Annotated in this window: 19 protein-coding genes; 15 read left to right on the top strand and 4 right to left on the bottom strand. The window is 60.7% G+C overall.

Translation table 11 applies throughout. The features are described from left to right. Nucleotides 1-3: 3 nt before the first annotated feature. From ispG to ONZ54_RS13900, 6 genes are all read left to right on the top strand, one after another. Nucleotides 4-1,119 carry a flavodoxin-dependent (E)-4-hydroxy-3-methylbut-2-enyl-diphosphate synthase gene (gene ispG, locus ONZ54_RS13925; RefSeq protein WP_058394700.1) on the top strand — a complete coding sequence of 372 codons (1,116 nt, stop codon included), beginning with the start codon at nt 4-6 and terminating at the stop codon, nt 1,117-1,119. A 138-nt stretch (nt 1,120-1,257) separates the two neighbouring features. Beyond that, a complete protein-coding gene (hisS, locus tag ONZ54_RS13920; protein ID WP_099993729.1) occupies nt 1,258-2,535 on the top strand; it encodes a histidine--tRNA ligase in 1,278 nt (425 codons plus the stop codon). A gap of 3 nt (nt 2,536-2,538) precedes the next feature. Beyond that, nucleotides 2,539-3,189 (top strand): YfgM family protein, encoded by a 651-nt coding sequence (locus ONZ54_RS13915; RefSeq protein WP_005310432.1) that lies wholly within the window; start codon nt 2,539-2,541, stop codon nt 3,187-3,189. Next, complete coding sequence (gene bamB / locus ONZ54_RS13910) at nt 3,182-4,366, top strand: outer membrane protein assembly factor BamB (RefSeq protein ID WP_005310434.1); 1,185 nt, start codon at nt 3,182-3,184, stop codon at nt 4,364-4,366. Before ONZ54_RS13915 ends, bamB begins: the two co-directional genes overlap by 8 nt. A 74-nt stretch (nt 4,367-4,440) precedes the next feature. Then, nucleotides 4,441-5,940, top strand: a complete 1,500-nt coding sequence (gene der, locus ONZ54_RS13905) for a ribosome biogenesis GTPase Der (RefSeq protein ID WP_271786456.1) — start codon at nt 4,441-4,443, stop codon at nt 5,938-5,940. A 104-nt stretch (nt 5,941-6,044) separates the two neighbouring features. Continuing rightward, on the top strand, nt 6,045-6,278 hold the full coding sequence (locus tag ONZ54_RS13900) for a zinc ribbon domain-containing protein (protein ID WP_265431326.1): 234 nt from the start codon (nt 6,045-6,047) through the stop codon (nt 6,276-6,278). 30 nt (nt 6,279-6,308) lie between these two features. Here ONZ54_RS13900 and ONZ54_RS13895 read toward each other — a convergent pair whose 3' ends face one another. Continuing rightward, nucleotides 6,309-6,455, bottom strand: coding sequence for a hypothetical protein (locus ONZ54_RS13895; RefSeq protein WP_011898860.1), 147 nt, complete (start codon nt 6,453-6,455; stop codon nt 6,309-6,311). A gap of 176 nt (nt 6,456-6,631) precedes the next feature. Then, on the bottom strand, nt 6,632-8,122 hold the full coding sequence (gene mltF, locus ONZ54_RS13890) for a membrane-bound lytic murein transglycosylase MltF (protein ID WP_034524249.1): 1,491 nt from the start codon (nt 8,120-8,122) through the stop codon (nt 6,632-6,634). Nucleotides 8,123-8,272: 150 nt separating this feature from the next. On the opposite strand from mltF, the gene purL reads away from it, so the two are divergent. Beyond that, entirely contained in the window at nt 8,273-12,190 is a 3,918-nt protein-coding gene (gene purL, locus ONZ54_RS13885) for a phosphoribosylformylglycinamidine synthase (protein ID WP_271786455.1), read from the top strand. A gap of 260 nt (nt 12,191-12,450) precedes the next feature. On the opposite strand, the gene ONZ54_RS13880 is transcribed toward purL, so the two are convergent. Next, nucleotides 12,451-13,053 (bottom strand): DUF924 family protein, encoded by a 603-nt coding sequence (locus tag ONZ54_RS13880; RefSeq protein WP_271786454.1) that lies wholly within the window; start codon nt 13,051-13,053, stop codon nt 12,451-12,453. A 211-nt stretch (nt 13,054-13,264) separates the two neighbouring features. On the opposite strand from ONZ54_RS13880, the gene ONZ54_RS13875 reads away from it, so the two are divergent. From ONZ54_RS13875 to ONZ54_RS13840, 8 genes are all read left to right on the top strand, one after another. Further along, the gene (locus tag ONZ54_RS13875; protein WP_005310445.1) at nt 13,265-14,182 is read left to right on the top strand and encodes a DUF808 domain-containing protein; all 918 of its coding nucleotides are present in this window, start codon (nt 13,265-13,267) and stop codon (nt 14,180-14,182) included. 180 nt (nt 14,183-14,362) lie between these two features. Further along, nucleotides 14,363-16,141, top strand: a complete 1,779-nt coding sequence (locus tag ONZ54_RS13870) for a M3 family oligoendopeptidase (RefSeq protein WP_271786453.1) — start codon at nt 14,363-14,365, stop codon at nt 16,139-16,141. Between the two features lie 154 nt (nt 16,142-16,295). Beyond that, nucleotides 16,296-18,104 (top strand): M3 family oligoendopeptidase, encoded by a 1,809-nt coding sequence (locus ONZ54_RS13865; protein WP_271786452.1) that lies wholly within the window; start codon nt 16,296-16,298, stop codon nt 18,102-18,104. A 385-nt stretch (nt 18,105-18,489) separates the two neighbouring features. After that, on the top strand, nt 18,490-19,029 hold the full coding sequence (gene ycfP, locus ONZ54_RS13860; RefSeq protein WP_005310449.1) for an alpha/beta hydrolase YcfP: 540 nt from the start codon (nt 18,490-18,492) through the stop codon (nt 19,027-19,029). Nucleotides 19,030-19,107: 78 nt separating this feature from the next. Further along, a complete protein-coding gene (locus tag ONZ54_RS13855) occupies nt 19,108-20,400 on the top strand; it encodes an NAD(P)/FAD-dependent oxidoreductase (RefSeq protein ID WP_005310451.1) in 1,293 nt (430 codons plus the stop codon). 208 nt (nt 20,401-20,608) lie between these two features. After that, nucleotides 20,609-20,926 carry a heavy metal-binding domain-containing protein gene (locus ONZ54_RS13850; protein ID WP_005310453.1) on the top strand — a complete coding sequence of 106 codons (318 nt, stop codon included), beginning with the start codon at nt 20,609-20,611 and terminating at the stop codon, nt 20,924-20,926. 168 nt (nt 20,927-21,094) lie between these two features. After that, complete coding sequence (locus ONZ54_RS13845) at nt 21,095-21,853, top strand: substrate-binding periplasmic protein (RefSeq protein ID WP_271786451.1); 759 nt, start codon at nt 21,095-21,097, stop codon at nt 21,851-21,853. A gap of 193 nt (nt 21,854-22,046) precedes the next feature. Then, nucleotides 22,047-23,060: a S66 family peptidase gene (locus tag ONZ54_RS13840; protein WP_271786450.1), complete on the top strand. Its 1,014-nt coding sequence runs from the start codon at nt 22,047-22,049 to the stop codon at nt 23,058-23,060. A gap of 69 nt (nt 23,061-23,129) precedes the next feature. Here ONZ54_RS13840 and ONZ54_RS13835 read toward each other — a convergent pair whose 3' ends face one another. Then, entirely contained in the window at nt 23,130-25,403 is a 2,274-nt protein-coding gene (locus tag ONZ54_RS13835; protein ID WP_271786449.1) for an LTA synthase family protein, read from the bottom strand. Nucleotides 25,404-25,567 lie beyond the last annotated feature (164 nt).

Raw genomic sequence — 25,567 nt, 5'->3', positions numbered from 1 at the left:
GCCATGTCCGCTCACGAATCTCCCATTATTCGTCGTAAATCCAAGCAGATCATGGTCGGTAACGTGCCGGTTGGGGGCGATGCCCCCATCACTGTGCAGACCATGACCAACACCAAGACCACGGATGTGGCCGCCACCGTCGAGCAGATCCGGCGGATTGAGCGGGTCGGCGCCGACATAGTCCGGGTCTCGGTGCCCACCATGGAAGCGGCCGAAGCCTTCAGGCTCATCAAGCAGCAGACCCGTATTCCCATCGTCGCCGATATTCACTTCGACTACCGCATCGCCCTGAAAGTGGCCGAGTACGGCGCCGACTGCCTGCGCATCAACCCGGGCAACATCGGCAACGAAGAGCGGGTGCGTGCCGTGGTCGATTGCGCGCGCCACTACAACATCCCGATCCGCATCGGCGTCAATGGCGGCTCTCTGGAGAAAGACATTCAGGAGAAGTACGGCGAGCCGACCCCGGAGGCCTTGCTCGAGTCAGCCATGCGCCATGTGGACTACCTGGATCGCCTCAACTTCGACAACTTCAAGGTAAGCGTCAAGGCGTCTGACGTCTTCCTGGCCATCGGTGCCTATCGCCTGCTGGCCAAGCAGATCGAGCAGCCGCTGCACCTTGGCATCACGGAAGCGGGAGGTTTTCGCGCTGGCGCGGTGAAATCCGCAGTTGGGCTCGGCATGCTGCTGGCGGATGGCATCGGCGATACCATCCGCATCTCCCTGGCGGCCGACCCGGTGGAAGAGATCAAGGTGGGCTTTGATATCCTCAAATCCCTGCGCATCCGTTCCCGCGGCATCAACTTCATCGCCTGTCCCTCCTGCTCCCGTCAGGAGTTCGATGTGATCGCCACCGTCAATGCCCTGGAAGAGCGGCTGGAAGACATCATCACACCGATGGATGTTTCCATTATCGGCTGTGTGGTGAATGGTCCGGGTGAGGCGCTGGTCTCTGATCTCGGGCTGGCGGGAGCGGCCAACAAGAGCGCCTTCTACGAGGGGGGCCAGCGGGTCGACCGGCTCGACAACAAGGATCTCATCCCGATCCTGGAGCGCCGTATTCGTGCCCGGGCGGCCATGCTGGATCCAGCCAACCAGATCCAGGTGGATAAAGGTTGAGCCAATGTGGGGCCACCTAGGGTGGCCCCGTCTTTAGGTTGCTGATTTTAAATCCCGCTTTGGAACACCCTGATTTTACCTCGGGGTCGAAAATCCCTATAATGCGGCCAAATTTCACGTCTTTTCTCGAGTATCAACGTGGCAAAACAGATCCAAGCTATTCGCGGTATGAACGATTGCCTGCCGGAGCAGAGCCCGGTATGGCAGAAAGTAGAACAGATACTGCGCCAGGTGGTTGCCAGCTATGGCTACAGCGAAGTACGCATGCCGATCGTCGAGCAGACTCATCTGTTCAAGCGTGCCATCGGTGAAGTGACCGATGTGGTCGAAAAAGAGATGTATACCTTCGAGGACCGCAACGGCGACAGCCTGAGCCTGCGTCCGGAAGGGACAGCCAGCTGCGTGCGTGCCGGCATCGAGCACGGCCTGCTCTATAACCAGGAACGCCGGATGTGGTACATGGGCCCCATGTTTCGTCACGAGCGTCCCCAGAAGGGCCGTTACCGCCAGTTCCATCAGTTCGGTGTCGAGCTGTTTGGCATCAACGGGCCAGATATTGACGCCGAGCTCATCATGCTGACCCACCGTCTGTGGCGTCTGTTCGGCATCAGCGATCACGTCACCCTGCAGCTCAACACGCTCGGTCAGAGCAGTGAGCGCGCCGCTTACCGCGATGCGCTGGTAGCCTATCTGGAGCAGTACAAGGATCAACTGGACGAAGAGAGCCAGCGCCGCATGTACAGCAACCCGCTGCGGGTGCTCGACTCCAAGGATGAGAAGGTACAGGCCATTTTGGTGAAGGCTCCGCGCCTGTTCGACCATCTGGGGGAAGAGAGTCTGGCCCATTTCGAGGGGCTCAAACGCCTGCTCGAGTCTGCCGGCATCAAATATGAAGTGAACGAGCGCCTGGTTCGGGGTCTTGACTACTACAACCTGACCGTGTTCGAGTGGGTCACCACCAGCCTGGGTGCCCAGGGGACTGTCTGTGCCGGTGGCCGTTACGACGGTCTGGTGGAGCAGCTCGGTGGTCAGGCGACGCCGGCCGTGGGCTTTGCCATGGGCATGGAACGTCTGGTGCTGATGCTCGAAACGCTGGAACTCAATGCCGATATCCGTCCTGCGGTGGATGTGTATCTGGCCATGGTGGGTGAGGGCACCGAGCAGGCAGGCTTCCAGCTGGCAGAGCGTCTGCGCGATGCCCTGCCGGATTTGCGCCTGATGAGCCACTGCGGTGGCGGCAATTTCAAGAAACAACTCAAGCGTGCCGACAAGAGCGGCGCGGCCATTGCCCTGATCCTTGGCGAGACCGAGGTGCAAAACGGGGAGATTACCATCAAATACCTGCGTGGCCAGGCTGAGCAACAGACCGTCACGGTCGACGCCGCCATTGCCCTGCTGGCAGCCAAAGGAGACTAAGCAGTGGAAGTTTATACCACCGAAGAACAACAGGTTGAGGTCATCAAGAGCTGGTGGAAAGAGAACGGAACCTCGGTGCTCGCAGGAACTGTTATCGGTCTGGTCGGACTCTTTGGCTGGCGCTATTACAACGACTATCAGCTCACCAATCAGGAAGCTGCCTCCCAGGCTTACAACGAGATCTCGGCCCAGCTGGCCAAGGGTGATGCTGCCACCTTCGAACAGGTGCAAGCCTTCATCACTGATCACAAGGGTGAGGCTTATGCCGAGTTGGCTGCCCTGCAACTCGCTGCGGCTGCCGTCAAGGCGAACAAGCTGGATCTGGCTGCCGAACAGCTGACTCAGGTCGCGAGCAATGGCGATGAGAGCATTCGTCCCATCGCTGCTTTGCGTCTGGCCCGTGTGCTGAACGATCAGGGCAAGGCTGACGAGGCCCTGACCCAGCTTGGCAAGATCAACAACGATGCCTTCAAAGCCCAGGTGGCGGAAGTGCGTGGCGACATACTCTACAAGCAGGGCAAGGCCGAAGAGGCCCGCGATGCTTATCAGGCAGCGGCTGATGCCGGTGGTCTGCAGGGCAGCGCCGAGCTCAAGCTGAAGATGGACGATCTGGCGCTGCCAGCCGTGACCACGGGTGGTGCTCCGGATGCGTAATTTGTTCAAAATGGTGGCCTTGGGGGCGGCAGTCTCCTTCGCCCTGCAGGGGTGTTCCCTGTTCAGCTCGGAAGAAGATCTCAACCCCATGGCGCCTTTGCCCGTGGTTGAATCTGCCTTCACCGCTGATACCGCCTGGTCCTCGTCTGTCGGCGATGGCATCGGCGACTTCTACTCCCAGCTCAAGCCAGTGGTGGAAGAGGAGCGCATCTATGCCGCAGCCCGCGATGGCGACGTAACGGCCTTTGATCGTGCGAGCGGAAAAGAGTTGTGGAGCGTGGACCTGGCCGATTTGCCGGTCAATGCCGAGAAGCGCAGTGCCCGTCTCTCCGGCGGCCTGGTTGCCCGTTATGGCAAGCTGTTCCTCGGATCCGAGAACGGGGTGGTTTACGCCCTGAACGAAGAGAACGGGGAAGTGCTGTGGCAGACCACTGTGCCGGGTGAAGTGGTGGCCAGCCCCGCCGTCGAAGACGGTCGTGTGGTGGTGCTGACGACATCCGGTCGTCTGGTGGCCCTCGATACCGATGAAGGCAAGTTGCAGTGGACCCTGGCTGAAGAGCAGCCGCCGCTGACCCTGCGCAGCGCCGGTGCTCCCGTCATTACCAACGGCGCCGTGCTCTATGGCCGCGCTGATGGCAAGGTGGGCATAGCCCTGCTGAGCAACGGTCAGCCGGTGCGTCAGTCCAAGGTGGCGGATCCGCGCGGTGCGACCGAGCTGGATCGCATGGTGGACGTGGATGCGACGCCGCTGATCGCGGGCGATGAGCTCTATGCCATCGCCTATAATGGCCAGCTGATGGCACGCAAGCTGATGACCGGTGACGAGGTGTGGAAGCGCAAGTATTCCGGCTACCGCGACATGGCGGTGACCGGCAATGCCATAGTGCTGACCGACAGCCGCAGCCATCTGTTTGCGGTCGACCGTCGCAACGGGCTTGAGTTGTGGTCCAACACCCAGCTGGAAAATCGCACCGTTACGGCCCCTGTCATCCTGGGTGACTATGTGGTGGTCGGCGATGTGGAAGGTTACCTGTATTGGCTGGATCGTACCGACGGTACCATCAAGGCCATGCAGCAGCTCGACAGCAGTGGTCTCTACGCCGCCCCCCTGGTGGACGGTGACACCCTGTATGTGCAGAGCCGTGGCGGCAAGTTGTACGCTATCCCGCGTCCCTGATCGTCCGTCAATGTGAATATCCGGCTCCTGGTCTTCGGACCCGGAGCCTTTGTCGTCTTGAGAATGAGGCTTTTATGACTCCTGTAGTAGCCCTGGTGGGCCGCCCCAACGTGGGGAAATCCACCCTGTTTAACCGCTTGACCCGTACCCGGGATGCCCTGGTGGCCGACTTCCCCGGTTTGACCCGGGACCGTAAATACGGTCAGGCGAAGTTGGGCGAGCTGGAATTTATCGTGGTTGATACCGGTGGTATCGATGGCACCGAAGAGGGGATCGAGCTGAAGATGGCCGAGCAATCCCTGCTGGCCATCGAAGAAGCCGATGTGGTGCTGTTTATGGTGGATGCGCGCGCAGGATTGACGGCAGCCGATCAGGCTATCGCAGCGCATCTGCGCAAGACCCACAAGAAGGTGTTTCTGGTGGCCAACAAGACCGACGGCATCGACGGTGACTCCGCAGTGTCCGAGTTCTACAGCCTGGCGCTGGGCGATGTCTACCAGATCGCGGCCGCTCACGGTCGTGGTGTGCTGAGCCTGCTGGAACTGGCCCTGGCTCCCCACCTGGAAACCCTGGTCGACGCCGCTGCCGAAGAAGATGCGCAGGATGAAGAAGAGGAGGACTTCGACGAAGAAGCCCTGCTGCGCATGGTAGCCGCCGGTGATCTCGATACCAGGGAAGATACCAAGGAGACCCCGTTCGCCGACTTGCCCATCAAGTTCGCCATCGTCGGTCGCCCCAACGTCGGCAAATCGACCCTGACCAACCGCATGCTGGGTGAAGACCGCGTCATCGTCTATGACATGCCGGGCACCACCCGCGACTCCGTCTATGTTCCGATGGAGCGTGACGAGCAGAAGTACGTCATCATCGACACCGCCGGTGTGCGTCGTCGTGGCAAGGTGCACGAGACGGTGGAGAAGTTCTCCGTCATCAAGACCCTCAAAGCCATTGAAGATGCCAACGTCTGCCTGCTGGTGATCGATGCCCAGGAGACCATCACGGATCAGGACTTGAGCATCCTCGGCTTCGTGCTCCACTCAGGCCGCTCGGTGGTACTGGTGGTGAACAAGTGGGACGGCCTGGATCAGAAGGTGAAAGAGGACGTCAAGAACGAGCTGGACAGACGCTTGGGCTTCATCGATTTCGCCCGTGTCCACTTCATCTCAGCCCTGCACGGCAGCGGTGTCGGCCACCTGTTCGAATCCATTCAGGAGGCGTACCAGTCCGCCACCCGCCGTACTAGCACCGCCATGCTGACCCGCATCATGCAGATGGCGCAGGAAGATCACCAGCCGCCCATGGTCAACGGTCGCCGCGTCAAGCTCAAATATGCCCACGCCGGTGGTTACAACCCGCCCCGTATCGTGATCCACGGCAACCAGTTGAATGACCTGCCGGATTCGTACAAGCGGTATCTCATCAACTACTTCCGCAAGTCGCTCAAGATCATGGGCTCCCCGATCCGGGTCGAGTTCCAGGAGTCTGCCAACCCGTTCGAGGGTCGGAAGAACACCATGACCCTGAGTCAGGAGCGTCAACGCAGGCGCCTGCTCAAGGCCAAAACCAAGAAATAAGGCCCAGCGGCTGCCCTCACCGGCAGCCGTTTTTTCTTGGGAAGAGGCGAGGGGGATCTGCTGTGGGTTGGCCCACAGCAGATCCACTTTGAGAGGAGTCGAGTATGAATTCCCTGATTTGCCCGGCCTGCAACACAGCGCTGGACAGCCGTAGTCGCGAGGTGAGTTGTAGCCAGTGTCAGGTCCGTTATCGAGTCCGGGCTTTGTGTCCTGCCTGCCAGCAGGAGCTGGAGCGGCTCAAGGCGTGCGGCGCTGTGGATTACTTCTGCAATCACTGCAACTGCCTGGTATCGAAGCGGTCGGTGATCTTTGAGGCGACCCCGGCCGCGCAACCATAAGAGAATAAAAAAACCCGGCAAATGCCGGGTTTATGCTGTGTGTTCTGCTATCAGCAAGGTGTAGGAGCGGTTTCTGCGCCAAATCTTGCGTTTGATGTCATTGAGCTTGAGTTTGCGTCTGGGGCTCCAGGCGCTCTTGGCTTTTCTGACCAGAGTGGTTCTTCTGCGAGCTCGCATCTTGGTCTCCTCCCATTGGGTGGCCATTTGGCATTACGAATGGAGCCTATCCGAAAATGCTGTCTACCAGTAGTTAACTTGATGAAATAAAGCGATAAAAACAATTTCGGACAGGCTCCGGTCTGTCTGGATGGTAACAGAGAACTCACTCGGAAAACAAATCAGTCAACAAGGGCTCAACGCAGTGTGATCTGCTTGACCACTTCGGCGATGACGGTGGGGCGCTCTGTGCTCTGTGGCTCGCTGCTGTCGTCCTCATCCAGCTCTTCACGTCTGTGTGCTTTTTGCTGTTCGTTGTCGAGCCAGAGCAGGCTCTGGTAGTACTGGCGCACGTTGTTGACGTAGTTGCGCGCCTCACCGCCACGGGCATAGCCGTAGCGGACCTTGCGGTGCCAGCGTGCCTGCTGCAGCAGAGGCAGCACCTCTTTCACATCGCTCCAGGCATCGGGATTCTTGCCCAGCTCCTTGGTCAGACGACGGGCATCCATCATGTGGCCATAGCCGATGTTGTAGGCGGTGAGGGCAAACCACACCTTCTCATCGGCGGGCACTGAGGCGGGCACCTTCTCCATCATATGCTGCAGATAGCGGGCGCCACCCTCGATGCTCTCCGCCGGATGAGTTCTGTCTTTGACTCCCATCGCCTTGGCGGTGGGCTCGGTCAGCATCATCATGCCGCGCACCCCTGTGTAGGAGCGGGCCTGCGGGTCCCAGTGGGACTCCTGATAGCTGATGGCCGCCAGCAGGCGCCAGTCCACCATGCGGGCATGAGTCTTGAACAGATCCTGATACTTGGGCAGCAGGCTCTTGGCCCGCTGCAAAAAGGTGCGGGTGTCGACGAAGTCGAAGTTCTGTACATGGCCGAAGTATTTCTCGTCCAGCTTGGCGATGGCGCCATCCATGAAGCGCTGGCCGAAGAAGTCGATGATGCTGGCGTAGAGGCTGTCGTCGGGCAGCTTGGTCATGGCCCAGGCCACCGTCTGGTTCTTGGAGAGCGTCAGCCCCTCGGTGAGCTCGGGGTAGTAGCGCTGGGTGCGGGCCAGCACCGTATCCTGCACCACCGTATAGTCAATCTTGCCGTCGGCCACCTGCTTGAGCAGCTCTTCCACGTCAGCGTCCCGGTTGGTACTCCATTTCAGCCCGGGGTACTCCTTGGCCAGCTCCCTGAGCAGATCCTCACCGGTGGAGCCTGCCGGTACCACTATAGAACCTTTCAGATCACCAATGTCCTTTGGCTTGGGCGAGCCATAGCGATACACCAGCTTGGGGGAGACCTGATAAAAACCGGGGCCGAAGCGAAACAGGGCACGCCGCTCCGGGGTAACGACGATAGCGGCGGCGGCGAGATCCAGCTTGCCTTTCTCAAGCAGCTCGACCAGTTCGGCGATGGAGTAGACGGGGACTATGGTGAGCTTGACCCCCAACCAGTCGGCATAGCTCTTCGCCAGCTCGTAATCGAACCCCTGGGCGAGGTCGTCACGCTGGTAATAAGAGGTGGAGCCATAGATGGTGCCAACCCGGATCTCGCCCCGTTGGCGGATCTGTTCCAGCTGGCTGGAGGGGGTGTAGAAGTCGCAGCCGACCAGGGTCAGCAGCAACATCAGCCCGATAAACAGTCGAAAAATGCAGCGCAAGTAGGTGAGTACCCTTGTTGAAAAAATCGGCATTTGTCAGAAAAGAGGGACCTTTATACCAGAGAGTGTGCACCGAGTCACACTCGGTAAATCAAGAAAAACGTTTGTCCGGCGTGAGCCAGATCCCTATAATACGCGCGTCTCAAATCCCCCCACACTTTAAAACTTGGTGAGAAAGGTCATATGGAAATCTTGCGAGGTGCGCCTGCACTGTCTGAGTTTCGTATCCAAAAACTGTTGCAACGCTTTGCACAGATGGCAACGGCGAGTGGAGTAGAGAGCGGAGTAGAGATAGAGAGCGTTTACGCGGAATACGTGCATTTTGCCGAGTTGTCGGCCCCCCTGTCGCCGCCTGAGCGAGCGACCTTGGGCCAGCTCCTGCGCTATGGCCCGACCATTCCTGAACACACCCCCAGCGGTCAGCTGTTTCTCGTTACCCCCCGTCCCGGCACTATCTCCCCCTGGTCTTCCAAAGCAAGCGACATCGCCCATAACTGCGGCCTGACCCAGGTCAAGCGGCTGGAGCGCGGCATTGCCTATTACGTGCAGACCAAGGGTGAATTGAGCGCAGCCCAGCGCAATGAGGTCGCAGCCCTGCTGCACGATCGCATGATGGAAGTGGTGTTCGGCGACATGGAAGAGGCGAGCGCCCTGTTTGCCCACCAGGCGCCGCGTCCCTTCACCCAGGTGGATGTACTGGGTGGTGGTCGCCAGGCGCTGGCCGAGGCCAACGTGGCGCTGGGTCTGGCCTTGGCCGATGACGAAATTGACTACCTGGTGGAGAACTTCACCAAGCTGGGTCGCAACCCCAACGACATCGAGCTCTATATGTTCGCCCAGGCGAACTCGGAGCACTGTCGTCACAAGATTTTTAACGCCGACTGGACCATAGACGGCGAGCAGCAGCCCAAGTCGCTGTTCAAGATGATCAAGAACACCTTCGAGCAGACGCCGGATCATGTCCTGTCTGCCTATAAAGACAACGCCGCCGTGATGGAAGGGAGCCTGGGTGGCCGCTTCTTCCCGAGCCCTGCCAGTGGTGAGTACCAGTATCATCAGGAGCAGGTCGACATACTGATGAAGGTGGAAACCCACAACCACCCGACCGCCATCTCCCCCTTCCCGGGGGCGGCTACCGGCTCAGGCGGCGAGATCCGCGACGAGGGTGCAACCGGTCGTGGTGCCAAGCCCAAGGCGGGTCTGGTGGGCTTTACCGTCTCCAACCTGCGTATTCCCGGCTTCGAACAGCCCTGGGAGCAGGATTTCGGCAAGCCGAGCCGCATCGTCAGTGCCTTTGACATCATGCAAGAGGGGCCGCTCGGCGGCGCCGCCTTCAACAATGAATTCGGTCGCCCGGCCATTCTCGGTTACTTCCGTACCTTCGAAGAGGAGGTGCCGAGCCACAACGGCATCGAGGTGCGTGGTTATCACAAGCCCATCATGCTGGCGGGCGGCATCGGCAACATCCGCACCGATCATGTTCAGAAAGGGGAGATCCCGGTCGGGGCGGCCCTGATAGTGCTGGGTGGTCCGGCCATGAATATCGGTCTGGGTGGCGGCGCAGCCTCCTCCATGGCATCCGGTCAGTCAGCCGAAGATCTCGACTTTGCCTCGGTGCAGCGCGACAACCCCGAGATGGAGCGTCGTTGTCAGGAAGTGATCGACCGCTGCTGGCAGCTGGGCGATGCCAACCCCATCGTCTTCATCCACGACGTGGGGGCGGGTGGCCTCTCCAACGCCATGCCGGAGCTGGTCAATGACGGTGAGCGCGGTGGGCGTTTCGATTTGCGCGCCATCCAGAGCGACGAGCCGGGCATGAGCCCGCTGGAGATCTGGTGCAACGAATCCCAGGAGCGCTACGTGCTGGCGGTCGCCCAGGACAAGCTGCCACTGTTCAAGGCACTGTGCGAGCGTGAGCGCGCGCCTTATGCCGTGATCGGTACCGCCACCGAAGAGAAACATCTCACCCTCTCTGACAGCCACTTTGACAACCAGCCCATCGATTTGCCGCTGGACGTGCTGCTGGGCAAGGCGCCCAAGATGCACCGCGATGTCACTACCCTGCCAGCTCAGGGCAAGCCGCTGCAACTGGACGGCATCACGCTGAACGATGCAGCCGAACGGGTACTGCGTCTGCCCACAGTGGCGGAGAAATCCTTCCTCATCACCATCGGCGATCGCAGTGTGACCGGTCTGGTCAACCGTGACCAGATGGTCGGCCCCTGGCAGATCCCGGTAGCCGATTGCGCCGTTACTGCGGCGACCTATGACAGCTACCACGGCGAAGCCATGTCCATGGGCGAGCGCACCCCGGTGGCGCTGCTCTCCCACGCCGCATCCGCCCGCATGGCGGTAGCGGAAGCGCTTACCAACCTGGCGCCGACCCATATCGGGTCACTGAAGCGGGTCAAGCTCTCCGCCAACTGGATGGCCGCAGCCGGTCACCCGGGGGAAGATGCCGGTCTCTATGAGGCGGTGAAAGCGGTGGGTGAAGAGCTCTGCCCGGCCCTTGGCATCACCATACCGGTGGGCAAGGACTCCATGTCCATGAAGACCCGCTGGCAGCAGGATGGCAAGGAGCAAAGCGTCACCTCGCCGCTCTCCCTGCTCATCACCGCCTTTGCCCGGGTGGAAGATGTACGCAACACGGTGACGCCGCAACTGCGTACCGATCTGGGTGAGACCGACCTTATCCTGATTGACCTTGGCAACGGCAAGCAGCGCCTCGGCGCCTCGGCCCTGGCGCAGGTCTACCGTCAGCTGGGTGACAAGGCGCCGGATCTCGACAATCCGGTACAACTGAAAGGCTTCTTCAACGCCATTCAGGCGCTGGTGGCCGATCGCAAGCTGATCGCCTACCACGACCGCTCCGACGGCGGCCTGTTCGTTACCCTGACCGAGATGGCTTTCGCCGGTCACTGCGGCCTCGACATTCAGCTCGATCGCATCGGTGGCGAGCTGTTGCCTGCGCTGTTCAATGAGGAGCTGGGCGCCGTCATTCAGGTACGTCGCGACGACAAGGAAGCCGTGATGACACTGCTGGCCGGTCACGGCCTGGCTGCCTGCTCCCATGTGCTGGGCACAGTGCGCGAGGGGGACCTCATCACACTGCAGCGCGCGGGTACAGAAGTGTATCGTGCCAGCCGCACCGCCCTGCGCACCCTCTGGGGCGAGACCAGCTGGCAGATGCAGCGTCTGCGGGACAACCCCGAGTGCGCGGATCAGGAACACGCGGCTCGTCAGGATGCCACCGACCCGGGTCTGCAGGCCAAGCTGACCTACAACCCGTCCGAGGATGTGGCCGCGCCCTATATCGCCAAGGGGGTTTCCCCCCGTCTGGCGGTGCTGCGCGAGCAGGGGGTCAACTCCCATGTGGAGATGGCGGCTGCGTTCGATCGTGCCGGTTTTGCCGCTGTCGACGTCCATATGAGCGACATTCTCTCCGGCCGGATCAAGCTGGAAGAGTTCCAGACCCTGGTGGCCTGTGGCGGCTTCTCCTACGGCGACGTACTGGGGGCGGGCGAGGGCTGGGCCAAGTCCATCCTGTTCAACGACAACGCCCGTGAGCAGTTCCAGCGCTTCTTCGAGCGTGGCGATACCTTGTCGCTGGGCGTGTGCAACGGCTGCCAGATGATGTCCAACCTGCGCACCCTGATCCCGGGGGCCGATCTGTGGCCGCGCTTTGTGCGCAACCGCTCCGAGCGCTTCGAGGCGCGCTTCAGCCTGGTGGAGGTGCAGGACTCTCCGTCCGCCTTCTTCGCTGGCATGGCGGGCTCAGTAATGCCTATTGCCGTCTCCCACGGGGAAGGACGGGTGGAGGTGCGCGACGCCGCTCACTTGAGCGCGTTGCAAGCCAGTGGTCTGGTGGGTCTGCGTTTTGTCGACAACCGTGGTCAGGTGACCGAGCAATACCCGGCCAACCCGAACGGTTCGCCGGATGGCATTACCGCCGTGACCACCACGGATGGCCGGGCCACCATCATGATGCCGCACCCGGAGCGGGTGTTCCGCACCGTGGCCAACTCCTGGCACCCGGACAACTGGGGCGAGGATGGCGCCTGGATGCGGATGTTCCGCAACGCCCGTGTACGACTGGGTTAAATCCCGTCACCCACGCTGCAGCGCATCAAAAACCGGCCACTTGGCCGGTTTTTTTATTGGCGGAGGCGTGGCGCAGGCATGTTCAGTGTGGGCATCCCTGCTATCTGTGGAGGAGACGAGCGTTGGTTCGATGCAGATAAAAAATCCGGAACCAACCGGGCTGGTTTCGGATTTTGTGCATCGGCCGCAGGGAGCAATGGATCTTGGCGCATGGCATCCCGGCTTGGTGAGCCATTTCTCTATGACGTGGTTTTCATGGACTAAAAACCCGAGCCGGGTTGCTGCAAAAAATCGGCTTCTTGTGGCGTGTCTGTGCGACCCAGTATGGCATTGCGATGGGGGAAGCGGCCGAAGCGTTCGATGATCACCTGATGGCGGCGGGCAAAGTCGGCAAACCCTTCGAAGGTCGCTTGGGCCGGGGTTGCTGACTGTTCGGCCGCCAGCGCTTCGAACAGGGTCACGCTCCTGGCTTGCTGCTCGCGAGACTCGGCGTGCTCCAGCGGCAGGTAGAAAAAGACCCGTGCCAGCGGGGAGAGCGCCCTGTCTGCTCCAATAGACAATCCTTTCAGGCAGAGGTCGCGAGCATGGGGATCCCGGGCAAAGGCGCCGGGTGTGCCGCGGTGTACATTGCGCGGCAGCTGGTCCAGCAGCAGGATCAGTGCCAACCGACCGACGGGGACCTCGGCCCAGTGGGCCAGGCTGCCAGCGGCCGCTGCCTCGGCCAGTTCGCCAAAGCGGCTCGCCAGCAGGGAATCGGTTTCGTGGCTTTTTCCCCACCAGAGGGGGGCTTGCCGCGCGGCACGGGTGGCATCGTCGGCATCATCGCCAAACCAGAAATCGAGCAGAGGCTGCCAGGGTTGCATGTGAACTCCTTGGATCAGAGGGTCTGGGAGGAAAACAAGGCCAATTGACCCTGATGTGGTAGCTGCCGAAATGGCGGCTTCTCGTTACACTGTGCCATCTTTTACCCGAAATGAGGAACCCCCTCTGGTCGGCATTCGCCTGTGGCGCCTGCCCGGCGAGATGGCCTGCGTGCCCGGGGGGAGTTTTCCACTGATATGAGGAATGCCTGATATGGCCGGAACCAGTTTGTTGGCCCTGCTCGATGATATTGCCAGCGTGCTCGATGACGTGGCGCTGATGACCAAGGTTGCTGCCAAGAAGACGGCCGGCGTGCTGGGGGACGATCTTGCCCTCAATGCCGAGCAGGTTTCCGGCGTGCGGGCAGAGCGGGAGCTGCCTGTGGTGTGGGCGGTGGCCAAGGGATCGTTTCGCAACAAGCTGATCCTGGTGCCTGCCGCCATCGCCATCAGTGCCCTGGTGCCCTGGCTCATCACCCCCTTGCTGATGCTGGGGGGCGCTTATCTCTGCTTTGAGGGGGCGGAGAAGCTGGCCCACAAGTTGTTGCCACACGATGCAGCAGAAGGTGAGCCGAGCAGCCAGGTTGTTCCCGACGATCTGGTGGCCTTTGAACAGCAGAAGGTGAAGGGGGCCATTCGCACCGACTTTATCCTCTCCGCCGAGATCATCGTGATCGCGCTCGGCACTGTGCAAGGCAGCAGCCTGGGTTTGCAGATCTCCGTGGTGGCAGGCATAGCGCTTTTGATGACGGTGGGGGTCTATGGTCTGGTGGGACTTATCGTCAAACTCGACGACATAGGTCTGCACCTGCTGCAAAAGTCCGACGGCAGCGCCTTGCGCCGCGCAGTCGGGCAGGGGCTGCTGGTGACGGCGCCCCGTTTGATGCATCTGCTGGCGCTGGTGGGGACCATCGCCATGTTCATGGTAGGGGGCGGCATACTGGTGCACGGTTGGCCCTTCGCCCATCACCTGATAGAAGGGGCGGCCGGGGCACTTGCCACCTTGCCAACAGTGGGTACAGTGCTGGCCGCCATCACGCCAACCCTGCTCAACGCCGTGGCCGGTGTGGTTGCAGGCCTGCTGCTGGTGCTGGCGATGACACTGGTGAGCAAACTCAAACCCGCCAGATAACGGCGGTTTGTCCACTCTCGGTGTCCGGCCGACAGAGGCCGTCGCACAGATGATTGTTTGTCCTGTTTGTTGACTCGGATGGGGGCTAGGCAAGTGCCGGCCCCCTTCGTACTATCCGAACTGGCACCCGCCCATAGAGGCAGGGTCACATGACATGGATGCAAACAAACAAGGACTACTATGAACCCACCCGAATGGCTGGATGATCACATCTATGCCGCCCCCGACTGCCCGGCGGTCGACGCCGATTTTCATCAGGCCCGCCTTACGCTGACGACCTTGAGTCAACTGCTGGACGAGCTTCCTCAAACCACTGACGTCAATGGCTTGCGCCACCTGCTGCGGGCCATCAGATCCTGCTGGACCGATGTGAACCGGTTGGTGTGGAACAGCCAGACCTATGCCTACAACCGGCTCAGTCGCAATGGTTGCGACGAAGCTGCCAAGGTGCTGCTATCCCGTGGCCAGCAGTTGCAGGCGACCCTGGCCCAGCTCAGCAAGCCGGTGACCCTGTTCTGGGCAAGTGCCCCCGAGGGGCAGGTTCGAGCCTTGCTGCAGGATGCCGAGCTGTTCGAGCTTGCTTACCTCATCCGTCATGATCGCCGCCTGCAGGATCAACGGCTGTCGCTCGAGAGCGAGCAGCTGATCGAGGGGCTCTCGGTGGATGGACTGCAAGGCTGGGGGGATCTCTACGACAGTCTGGTGGGCCGACTCAGGCCCGTGGTGGACGGAGAGCCCATGGGACTGGCCCAGGCGGACAACTTGCTGGCTCACCCGGATCGGGCGCGCCGTGCCAGCGCCTGGCACGGCATCCAGGCCGCCTGGCAGGCAGAGCAGGAGACGGTAGCCGCCATCCTCAACGCCATCAACGGCTGGCGCAACGAACTCGCCGCCCAGCGTGGCAAGACGCGTCGGCTCGATGCGCTGGATGTCTCCTGCCATCAGAGCCATATCGAGCGCGCCACTCTGGATACCCTTATGGCCGAGGCTGACGCCCACAAAGCGCTGGGACGGCGAGCCCTGCGCGCCATGGCCAGCGCCCAGCAGATCACCGATTTTACCCCCTGGGATCTCTATGCCCCTGCGCCCGCCGCGCCCTCGGCCCTGCTCAGCTTCGAGCAGGCACTGACCCTGGTGGCAGATGCCTTCGCCGGGTTTGACCCTGAAATGGGGGCCTTTGCCCGCATGATGGCCGAGAAGGGCTGGATTGATGCAGCCCCCAGCGCAAACCGGCGCAGCGGTGCCTACAGTACCGAATATGCCCATCCTCCCGAGCCTCGGGTGTTTCTCACTTTCGAGGGCACCATGGACAACCTCATCACCCTGGCCCACGAGCTCGGCCATGCCTGGCACAGCTGGCTGTTGCGGGACTTGCCGCTGGAGCAGCGCGACTACCCCAAGACGCTGGCCGAGACCGCCTCCCTGTTTGCCGAGGCCCTGGTGCGTGATGCCCTGTTGGCCGCCACCGACAACATGGAGCAGCGCAGGGCCATCGCCTGGCTGGACGGGGAGCGCGCCGCCAGCCTGCTGCTCGACGTTCCGGCCCGCTTCACCTTCGAGCGGACCCTGGTAGCGGCGCGGGAGCAAGGCTATATGGGGGCAAGCCAGCTGCGGCAGATGATGAAATCCGCGCAGCAGCAGTGCTATGGTGACACCCTCAGCCAGTACGACGAGCTGTTCTGGGCCAGCAAGGGCCACTTCTCCATCACCGAGCTCGGGTTTTACAACTACCCCTACCTGTTCGGCTACCTGTTCAGCCTGGGGCTCTATGCCCAGAAGGAGCGGGCCGGGGGCGAGTTTGCCCACGCCTATCGCGCGCTGCTCATCGACACGGGCCGTATGAGCGCCGAGGATCTGGTGGAGAAACACCTGGGGGTCGACATTCGCGAACCCGCCTTCTGGCAGGAGAGCCTGCGCTATGTGGAGGAGGCGGTCGACCGCCTCGAGCGACTGGTGTGACGGGCTGGCCCGTCTATCGCATTGGCTGATCAGACCGGCCGTTCGGGGGCGCCCCGGCGGCCCCTGTTTCTTTCGTGGCGGGCCCGCAGCGGCCCGGCCATGCGCATTTCACCCAGGGCAGCCTCTGCCCCTTGATATTGATGACGAGCGTTTGATGCAACAAAGAGTCTACCCACAGCAGTGGCACAACCAGCATATCTATCCCGCCCTTGATTGCCCCGAACTGGACGCTGACATGAGCCTGGCCCGAGCCAACCTCGTCGAGCTTGCCGGTTTTATCGACGGTCTTGAGCAGGTATTGGGCAATACCGACGCCTTGCCCGATTTTTTGCGGGAAGTGCGCCTGCGGGCCCAGCGGATCCGCAATATCGGCTGGAACGTCGCCGTGCTGGCGGCATCAAAGGGCAGTCAGGATGCCTGCGATCCGCTCGCCAAGCAGCTGGCCTCCCGCGCGAGGGCCCTCAATGCCGACCTGTTCAAGATACTGGCGCCGGTCGAAGACCTGATGCTGGGACTGCCCGAGCCCGAGTTTGAGCGGCTGATGCAGGATCCCTTGCTGGGGGAAGAGGCGTACCGACTGCGCCATGAGCGCCGGCTGCAGGATCAGCGCCTGCCGGTGGAGGCGGAGCAGTTGGTGATCGGGCTTGGCACCGATGGGCTGCATGGCTGGGGCAACCTCTACAACGATCTGGTGGGCAAGATCCGCCTCGTTATCGACGGCCGCGAGATGGGGCTGGCCGAGGCGAGCAATCTGCTCTCCAGCCCTGTACGGGCCCTGCGCCGCGAGGCCTTTGATGCCATCAGCGCCGGCTGGGAAGGGGAGCAGGAGACGGTGGCCGCCATCCTCAATGCCCTCAACGGCTGGCGGCTGGAGCTGGCGCGCCAGCGTGGCAAGCAGCGTGTGCTCGATGCGCTGGATCTCTCCTGCCATCAGAGCCACATAGAGCGCACCACCCTGGATACGCTCATGGCCGAGACGTATCAAGCCCGGGGTCTGGGCCAGCGGGCGCTGGGGCTGATGGCCCGGCAGCTTGGCATCACAGATCCGGGGCCGGAGGACTTGTTTGCACCACCCCCGGCGGCCAGCAGTCGCGAGATCCCGTTTGAAGAGGCGATCGAGATCATAGCCGCGGCCTTTGCCCGCTTCGATCCCGAGATGGGGGAGTTTGCCCGCATGATGGCCGAGAAGGGCTGGGTTGATGCGGCGCCCACCCCGAACCGGCGTACCGGTGCCTACTGCACCAAGTTTGCCGAGCCGGTGGAGCCGAGAGTCTTTATCACCTATGCCGGCACCATGGACAACGTCATCACGCTCGCTCACGAGTTGGGTCACGCCTGGCACAACTGGCTCATTCGCGATCTGCCCATGAGTCAACGCAGCTACCCCATGACACTGGCGGAGACCGCCTCCATCTTCGCCGAGACTCTGGTGCGCAGCGCCCTGTTCGAACAGGCGCAGACGCCGGAGCAGCAGCAGGCCATCGCCTGGGCCGAAGCCGACGGTGCTGCCACCTTCCTGGTCAACATTCCGGCCCGATTCGACTTCGAGCAGGCACTGGTGGCTGCCCGTGGACAGGGCTATGTGTCGGCACAGCGGCTAAAGACGATGACGGATGAAGCCTGGGGTCGCTGGTATGAGGGGAGTCTGGTGCGCTATCACCCTCTGTTCTGGGCGGCCAAGGCGCATTTTTCCATCGCCGGACTCGGCTTTTACAACTATCCGTACCTGTTTGGCTATCTGTTCAGCCTCGGGGTCTATCAGCAGTTGATGAGCCGCAAGGCGGCGGGGGAAACGAATGTGGCGCAGGCTTATCGCGCCTTGTTGCGGGATACCGGCCGTATGAGCGCCGAAGATCTGGTGGCAAAACACCTGGGTCAGGATATCCGCGAAGCTGCCTTCTGGCAGGGCAGCATGGAGCTGGTGGCGGCGGCGGTGGATCGCTTCGAGCAGACCTGCTGCTAGGGGTCTTTGCCGCGTAAAAAACCGCCGGGCAGTGTGTCTGCCCGGCGGTTTTTTCATGGTTTCCCACAGATGATGCTGTGCAGAGCGTGGGGCTGATCATGGCTGATAAAGAGGGCGGCCTTGTGGTACTGAACAACCTTGGTAGGCAATCGTTTGCTGCCCCATGGCACAGCCACTTGCCTCGCTGGCCAGGTGATCCCTTCGCCACAGCGGGTGCCCACTTTCATTGTCGAACGGAGCAGGTGAGGTATCTGATTGACTTAATCTGGTTTCATCCGCAACTGGAGGCGTGATCCAAAGCAAGAAAGTGGGATGTTTTGGTGGCGCAAGGCCCCGCCGCTGGGGTAGTTTCGATAGAACCGACACAGTTTTTGAGGTCTTGTCCATGATCATCTATCTGCATGGCTTTGATGCCACCAGCCTCGGCAATCATGAAAAAGTGCTGCAGTTGCAGTTTATCGATGATGATGTGCGTTTTGTGCACTACAGCACGGTTCATCCCCGTCATGACATGAGCCACCTGCTCAAGGAAGTGAAAAAGCAGCTCGACATGAGCACAGACCCCAAGCCTCTCATCTGCGGGGTGGGGCTGGGAGGTTACTGGAGCGAGCGGATCGGCTTCTTGTGCGGCATCAAACAGGTGATCTTCAACCCTAATCTGCACCCCGAGATCACCATGCAGGGCAAGATAGACAGACCGGAAGAGTACGAGGATATAGGCACCAAATGTGTGTCTGAATTTCGTAGTAAAAATTCAGGAAATTGCCTCTGCATCCTTTCCGTTCAGGATGAAATCCGCGATAATGGCGACATTGAGCGTGAATTGAAGAATTATTACAACATCGTGTGGGATGAGCGAGAGACTCACAAGTTCAAAAATATCTCTCATCACCTGCAACAGATGAAGGCTTTCAAAGAAGCCTGATCGATTGTCACGTCATGGATTCAACTATCAAGGGAGCCGATGGCTCCCTTCGCTTTAATGGAACCGAGGTAATTAACCATGACCAATATTGTTGTCGTCGGCGGTGGAGCTGGCGGTCTGGAGCTGGCTACCAGCCTGGGTCGCAAACTGGGCAAGAAGAACAAGGCCAAGATCACCCTGGTCGACCGTAACCGTACCCACCTGTGGAAACCCCTGCTGCACGAAGTGGCCACCGGATCCATGGATGCGGGTATCGATGCCCTGAGCTACCAGTCCCATGCCAAAAACCATGGTTTCGATTTCCAGCTGGGCAGCCTGACTGACATCAAGCGTGACGAAAAACGCATCGTGCTGGGGAAGATCGTCGATGAGAACGGCGACATAGTGGTGCATGAGCGGGAGGTGCCGTACGACATCCTGGTGATGGCGATCGGTTCCGTTTCCAACGACTTCAACACCAAGGGCATCAAGGATCACTGCATCTTTCTGGACAGCCCCTCCCAGGCGCACCGTTTCCACAACAGCATGATGAACCGCTTCCTGCAGTTCGCCACCGAATACCAGCCTGGTGACAAGGTGAAGATCGCCATCGTTGGCGGCGGTGCCACTGGCGTCGAGCTCTCTGCCGAGCTCTATAACGCTGTGGAGCAGCTCTATGCCTACGGTTTCAAGAACCTCACCACAGAGAGCCTGAAGGTGACTCTGGTGGAAGCGGGCCCCCGCATACTGCCAGCGCTGCCGGAGCGCATCAGTGGCGCGGCTCATCAGGAACTGGTCAAACTGGGGGTGGATGTGCGTACCGCCACCATGATCACCGAAGCCACCAGCGATGGGCTGCACACCAAGGATGGGGAGCTCATCGAAGCTGATCTCATGGTGTGGGCTGCCGGTATCAAGGCGCCGGATTTCATGAAGGATATCGCCGGCCTTGAAACCAACCGCATCAACCAGCTGGTAGTGAAAGAGACACTGCAAACCAGCCGTGACGAGAACATCTTCGTCATCGGTGACTGCGCTGCCTGCCCGCAGCCGGATGGCAAATTCGTGCCGCCACGCGCCCAGTCCGCCCACCAGATGGCGACCCAGGCATGCAAGAATATCTTGGCCAAGCTGGAAGGCGGCGAGATGAAGCCTTACCTCTATCACGATCACGGCTCCCTGGTCTCTTTGAGCCGCTTCTCCACAGTGGGCAGCCTGATGGGCAACCTGATGCGCGGCTCCATGATGGTGGAAGGCTACATAGCGCGCATGGTTTACATCTCGCTGTACCGGATGCACCAGGTCGCTCTGCACGGCTACATCAAGACGGGTCTCATCATGCTGGTGGGCCGCATCAACCGGGTACTGCGCCCGACCCTGAAGCTGCACTAAGCTGCCATCAGCACACGAAAAGGAGAGGCCTGGCCTCTCCTTTTTTTATCGTTCGGGCCCAGGTTCCGGCGATGAGCGCGAGCCAAATGGCGGCATGGTCGCCTGCAACGGCAACCATTATCGTGCAACTGGCTATTAGGGGGCGGGGGATGTTGTCCGGTAGAAGTTTGGGGTAGTCTGAAACCCATTTTCACCTCAGGAGCGCAAGATGATCCTCTCAACCACCCCCACGCTGGAAGGCAAAACCATTCGTGAATACCGCGGCATCGTCGTTGGCGAAGCCATTCTCGGCGCCAATATCTTCAAGGATCTGTTTGCCGGTATCCGCGATATCATTGGTGGCCGCTCCGGTGCCTACGAAAAAGAGCTGGCCCGCGCCCGCGAGATTGCCTTCGATGAACTGAAAGAGCGCGCGCAGGCACTGGGCGCCAACGCCGTGGTCGGTATCGATATCGACTACGAGGTGGTGGGGCAGAACGGCAGCATGCTGATGGTCAGTATCAGCGGTACCGCCGTTGTAATCTGAGCCCTGTCAGCCATTGAAAAACCGGCAACCTTCTGCCGGTTTTTCTGTTTCTGCCCCGGCGTTGACCGGAACTGTGACAAATCCTGTGATCTTGCTGGCCAGCCTGCATACGCAGGGTTGCCCACTGCCGCCATACTGAAGCAAGGGAAACAGGCAGAGAGGTCAATCATGTGGCATTTTCGCTGGTTATTGTTGTGGTGCTGGCTGGGCAGCGCCGGAGGAGCCAACATTCAGGCGGTAACAGAGGAGCTTCCTCCTTACAACTATCGGGACAGAGACGGTCTGGTAACGGGTCTGTCGGTGGATCTCCTGCAACGGATGGTCGACAGGAGCAAGCTTTCGCTCGACAGCAAGGGGGTGCAACTCCTGCCCTGGGCGCGGGCCTATCAGATGGCATTGCATCAGCCCAACACCGTCATCTTCAGCATTGTACGTCTGCCGGAACGAGAGGATCTCTTTCATTGGGTTGGCCCCATAGCGCCTCGCACCCTCTGGTTTTATCGCCTGGCGAAACGGGAAGAGGTGACGGCCAGCCATCTCTCTGAGCTGACGCCCTGGCGGATTGCGGTGGTGCGTAATTCCGCAGCGGCACGGGAGCTTGCCGAGATGGGGCTCAACCTGGTGCTGGTGCACGATGAGGATGACAAGTTTCGCATGATGCTGCGCAGGCGAGCGGACATAGCACCTGCCCTGCAGATGGGGGCGGCCTATCACATAGAGTCGCTGGGCCACAGCTATTCGGATTTTGTCCCCCTGTTTCAGTATCAGGACACCAAGCAGTTCTACTTTGCCTTCAGCCTGGAGACGGACGAGGCCATCATCAAGGCACTGCAAGGGACCCTGGACAGCATGCGCGCGGATGGGACTTACGATGAGATCACCCAGAAATGGGAGCGTCGCTTCTGGATCAGGCCGGCGAGCGAATGAGCGTCTGCGCGGCGGCCCATTTCAGTACTGAGGTGGCAAGGGGGTTGTGATGGTTCGCCGCGTTTCGCCGAATCGCTCACCGGGGCCAAGCAGCTTATCCTGATGGCTTTAGGGTCATTTGAGGGTTACTATGAGTCCTTAAAGGTCGGCGCCATAATGCCAGATGGCCGCACTCGGGACATGACACCTGACAATGACATCACTCAAGCCGCCAGGGCTCAAGCCTGGCGACACCATAGGTTTTTTCTCCCCCTCCAGCGCGGCCACGGCCTGGGCGCCAAACCGCTTTGCCCGTGCAAAGCGGTTTATGGAAGCGCGGGGCTTCAGGCTCAAGGCGGGCAGCCTCACCGGCCAGCAGGATCACTGGCGATCCGGCACCATCGCCGCGCGGGCTGCCGAGCTCAATGAACTGATTCGCGATCCGCACGTGCGTTGCATCATGTCGGTGATTGGCGGCAGCAACTCAAACTCCCTGTTGCCGTATCTCGATTACGAGGCGCTCAAACGGGATCCCAAGATCATCATCGGCTACTCGGATGTGACGGCCCTGCTGCTCGGCATTTATGCCCAAACCGGCCTCGTCACCTTTTATGGCCCGGCGCTGGTGGCCTCGTTCGGTGAATGGCCGCCCCTGGTGGATGAGACCCTGGCCGGGTTCAGCCAGGTCTGCCTGGCGGGTGGGGGCGCCGTGCCTCATACCTTGCCGACCCCTGCTTATTGGACTGACGAGCGGCTCGATTGGGAAAACCAGACTCGGGCCAAGCAGTGTCAGCCCAATCGGTTGATCTCGGTGGGGACAGGTCGGGTGCGGGGACGGCTGCTGGGTGGCAACCTCAATACCCTGACGGGGATCTGGGGCTCTCCTTACATGCCTGCCATAGCGCACGGGGATATTCTGCTGCTGGAAGACAGCCTCTTGACAGCTGATACGGTGGAGCGCTCCTTCGCCCATCTCAAGCTGTGCGGTGTGTTTGACCGCATCGGCGCCCTGGTTCTCGGCAAGCACGAGCTGTTCGATCATCAGGGCAGTGGCAAGCGGCCGCTCGATATTCTGCTGGAGGTGGTGGGGACGCCGCGTTTCCCCATATTGGCGGAGTTTGACTGTGCCCACACTCATCCCATGCTGACTCTGCCTCTTGGCATAGAGGCTGAGCTGGATCTCGATGCCCGGACCCTTACCCTGTGCGAACCCTGGCTTGGCGAGTGAGTTATCCCGTCAACCGCATTATGCAAAGAGGCCGCAACAGCGGCCTCTTTCACTTTCTCAGGTCCGGGATCAGGGCAGGGCATTGGCCCTGAAGCTGGCCCGGATCTGGGGCACAAGGGGAGAGACGTCGAAGCCTTTCTCCTCCCCCAGCACAGGGTGGAGCAGGGGGAGATCCGGGATCGGGGTCAGATCCCCTGCCAGCAGCTGACGGGTGGCCTGGCCCATCTGGTAGAGCTGGCGCACAGGGGCGAATTGCCGTTCGAGAGAGAGGGCACCATCATCGCGGGTAAAGGCCATCATGGGGATCTGGTAGCTGGCATCGCGGAGCGGTTTGTCGCCGTGAATGCCCTTGCCAGCCGACATCAGAAAGGGTTGATGATCGCCAAAGGCCACCACCAGATAGCGTTTGCCAGAATTGTCCAGCCGTTTGAGCAGCCGCTCTAGGGAAGCCATGGCATCCACCACCCCCGTATAGTAGGTGTTGAGCAGCTGGCGGTCTGCCGCACTCTGATCCGGACAGGCCTTGTCGAGCTGCTGGGCCTGATAGCGATCCCCGTCGAAGGGGCCGTGGCCCTGCATGGTAACCGCGTAGGCAAAGAGCGGTGAGGCGTCCTGCTCGCTGCGTCTGAGCAGATGGTCGATCAGCGCATCGTCCGAGATGTAGAGCCCCTTGTGCTCGAGACTGGTAAAGCGGGTATCGAACCAGCGCTCCTCATAGCCAAGGGCCGGCATCGCCTTGGCACGGCCCCAGAACTTCTCCACGTAAGGGTGGGCAAACAGGGTGTGATAGCCGCTTTGCTTTGCGCTTTGTGCAAGGCCGGGCACCTGCTCGGACAGGTAGTAATAGGGCACGACCCCCTGCTTGAGCAGGCCCACCGGCAGACCCGTGTTCATCTCGAACTCGGCCAGCACCGTCATGCCGCCTGTGGTGGGGGAGTGGATGGTCTTTTGCCACTGCTGCACGCTGGCGGGCAGGCTCAATGTGGGAGGCGGGGCGCAGATCCTGCCCTGCCAGCCGAGCCAGAGCGACTCGTATTGCAGCACTATTACCAGATCGAAGCGGGGGGGCTGTCCCTGGCTCACATGGCTGATCTGTGGAGTGAACTCATTGATCTGCAAGGGATAGCGAAACACACTGCCGCTTTGCAGCATCTCGTCCACCAGATTGAACAGATAGAGGCCGGGCCCGGAGCGGATGAGATCCCTGTGATAGTTTACCGCTCTGTCCACGTAGCGAATGTTGGCCCCCAGCAGCTTGTTGCCGGTCTGGGTCGCGAATACACACAGGGCAAAAAAGGCGGCGGTGGCGGCGGTCGTGCGAAACAGGCCGCGCAAGACCCAGCGTGACAGGGCGAAACGCCAGCAGACAAACAGCAGCGCAGCGACGCCGAGCACAGGCAATACCGGATGCTGATCCAGCAGGATCCGCAGCAGTGCCAGCAGATTGCCAAGGTCGTCACCCCCCAGCGGCACACCGTAGATGGCGATCTTCATGAAGTTAGCGAGCAGGCCAATGCCGGAAAGCGCCGTGAACACCAGTCCCATATAGAGATTGAAGCCCGCTAGGGCACAGAGGCTCCAGCCCAGTACCATGCTGCCCCAGGCGAGGTAGTAGTGCTCGGGCCTGAAGCCGGACCAGAGCAGAAACTCCCCCAGTTTGAATACCACAAAGCCGTGCAGCAGCACGAAGGTGAGGTTGCCGAGCAGCAGGCTGCCGATGATCCGCCAGCGCAAACTGCGCCTGAGCTTGGGCAGCAAGGCTTTGAGCACGGCGGCGCTCAGTGCCAGTACCAGTACCAGGCTGGTGAAGAGGTAGGTGAGGTTGAAACCCTGCTCCGGCAGAGTCTGCAGGATCTGGCTGAATTCAGCGCTCTCGGGTCTATCTGCCAGCAGCAGGCCGATCCGCAGCTGATAGCGACTGGCGAGGGCATCGTCCGGTGCCCGCAAGGTGCTGTTGAGATCCAGGGTGCAGCGCCCTTTATTGCATCGCTGGCGTTTTTCTACCGCCTGGCTCAGCTGATCTATGCGCTCCCCTTTGTCGTTGAGCAGCTCCACCCGCACCTTGTCCCCCGCTTGCAGCGGTTTGAGCAGCTGCCACTGGCTGCGCACCACCAGATAGAGGCCACGGTTGTCACTCTTGTAGAGCAGAGAGTGACGAGTGAGCGTCGCTATGGGTTGGTCAGCAGGTCCCAGCACCAGCGGCCGGGCCTGGCCGAGCCAGCTGCCGGGATTGATCTGCGGCAGTATCAGGGTCAGCAGCAGCAGCGCAGCCAGCAAGCCAAGCAGCAGGGAAGGCAGGCTGGGGATCCTGGCTGACCGGCGTGCGGAGGAGGGGACTTTCATATGAGCTCATCCTTTGAGCGAGTAACGACGAATGGCTGCTGCATTTAATGTGACCCGATGGTGAGGGGCTTGTTCCTTGTTGTCAATTTAATGACCAAACAATGAATATTTCGTGACCATGAAGCCATGCAAACTGTGATCCGGATCGGGCCGTCACACTCATT

Origin of the sequence: Aeromonas salmonicida (assembly GCF_028355655.1) — a bacterium.
GTDB classification, from domain to species: Bacteria; Pseudomonadota; Gammaproteobacteria; order Enterobacterales; family Aeromonadaceae; genus Aeromonas; species Aeromonas salmonicida.
The sequence above is the reverse complement of the archived record's forward strand: the minus strand, read 5'-3'. Positions and strand labels throughout refer to the sequence as shown.

Excerpts from the sequence above, each read along its gene's own strand:
- der (WP_271786456.1), top strand. The coding sequence starts at position 4,441 with ATGACTCCTGTAGTAGCCCTGGTGGGCCGCCCCAACGTGGGGAAATCC.
- ONZ54_RS13870 (WP_271786453.1), top strand. The coding sequence starts at position 14,363 with ATGAACCCACCCGAATGGCTGGATGATCACATCTATGCCGCCCCCGAC.
- ONZ54_RS13880 (WP_271786454.1), bottom strand. The coding sequence starts at position 13,053 with ATGCAACCCTGGCAGCCTCTGCTCGATTTCTGGTTTGGCGATGATGCC.
- ONZ54_RS13900 (WP_265431326.1), top strand. The coding sequence starts at position 6,045 with ATGAATTCCCTGATTTGCCCGGCCTGCAACACAGCGCTGGACAGCCGT.
- ONZ54_RS13865 (WP_271786452.1), top strand. The coding sequence starts at position 16,296 with ATGCAACAAAGAGTCTACCCACAGCAGTGGCACAACCAGCATATCTAT.
- ycfP (WP_005310449.1), top strand. The coding sequence starts at position 18,490 with ATGATCATCTATCTGCATGGCTTTGATGCCACCAGCCTCGGCAATCAT.
- mltF (WP_034524249.1), bottom strand. The coding sequence starts at position 8,122 with ATGCCGATTTTTTCAACAAGGGTACTCACCTACTTGCGCTGCATTTTT.
- purL (WP_271786455.1), top strand. The coding sequence starts at position 8,273 with ATGGAAATCTTGCGAGGTGCGCCTGCACTGTCTGAGTTTCGTATCCAA.
- bamB (WP_005310434.1), top strand. The coding sequence starts at position 3,182 with ATGCGTAATTTGTTCAAAATGGTGGCCTTGGGGGCGGCAGTCTCCTTC.
- ONZ54_RS13855 (WP_005310451.1), top strand. The coding sequence starts at position 19,108 with ATGACCAATATTGTTGTCGTCGGCGGTGGAGCTGGCGGTCTGGAGCTG.
- ONZ54_RS13835 (WP_271786449.1), bottom strand. The coding sequence starts at position 25,403 with ATGAAAGTCCCCTCCTCCGCACGCCGGTCAGCCAGGATCCCCAGCCTG.
- ONZ54_RS13850 (WP_005310453.1), top strand. The coding sequence starts at position 20,609 with ATGATCCTCTCAACCACCCCCACGCTGGAAGGCAAAACCATTCGTGAA.
- ONZ54_RS13895 (WP_011898860.1), bottom strand. The coding sequence starts at position 6,455 with ATGCGAGCTCGCAGAAGAACCACTCTGGTCAGAAAAGCCAAGAGCGCC.
- ONZ54_RS13875 (WP_005310445.1), top strand. The coding sequence starts at position 13,265 with ATGGCCGGAACCAGTTTGTTGGCCCTGCTCGATGATATTGCCAGCGTG.
- ONZ54_RS13845 (WP_271786451.1), top strand. The coding sequence starts at position 21,095 with ATGTGGCATTTTCGCTGGTTATTGTTGTGGTGCTGGCTGGGCAGCGCC.
- ispG (WP_058394700.1), top strand. The coding sequence starts at position 4 with ATGTCCGCTCACGAATCTCCCATTATTCGTCGTAAATCCAAGCAGATC.
- ONZ54_RS13840 (WP_271786450.1), top strand. The coding sequence starts at position 22,047 with ATGACATCACTCAAGCCGCCAGGGCTCAAGCCTGGCGACACCATAGGT.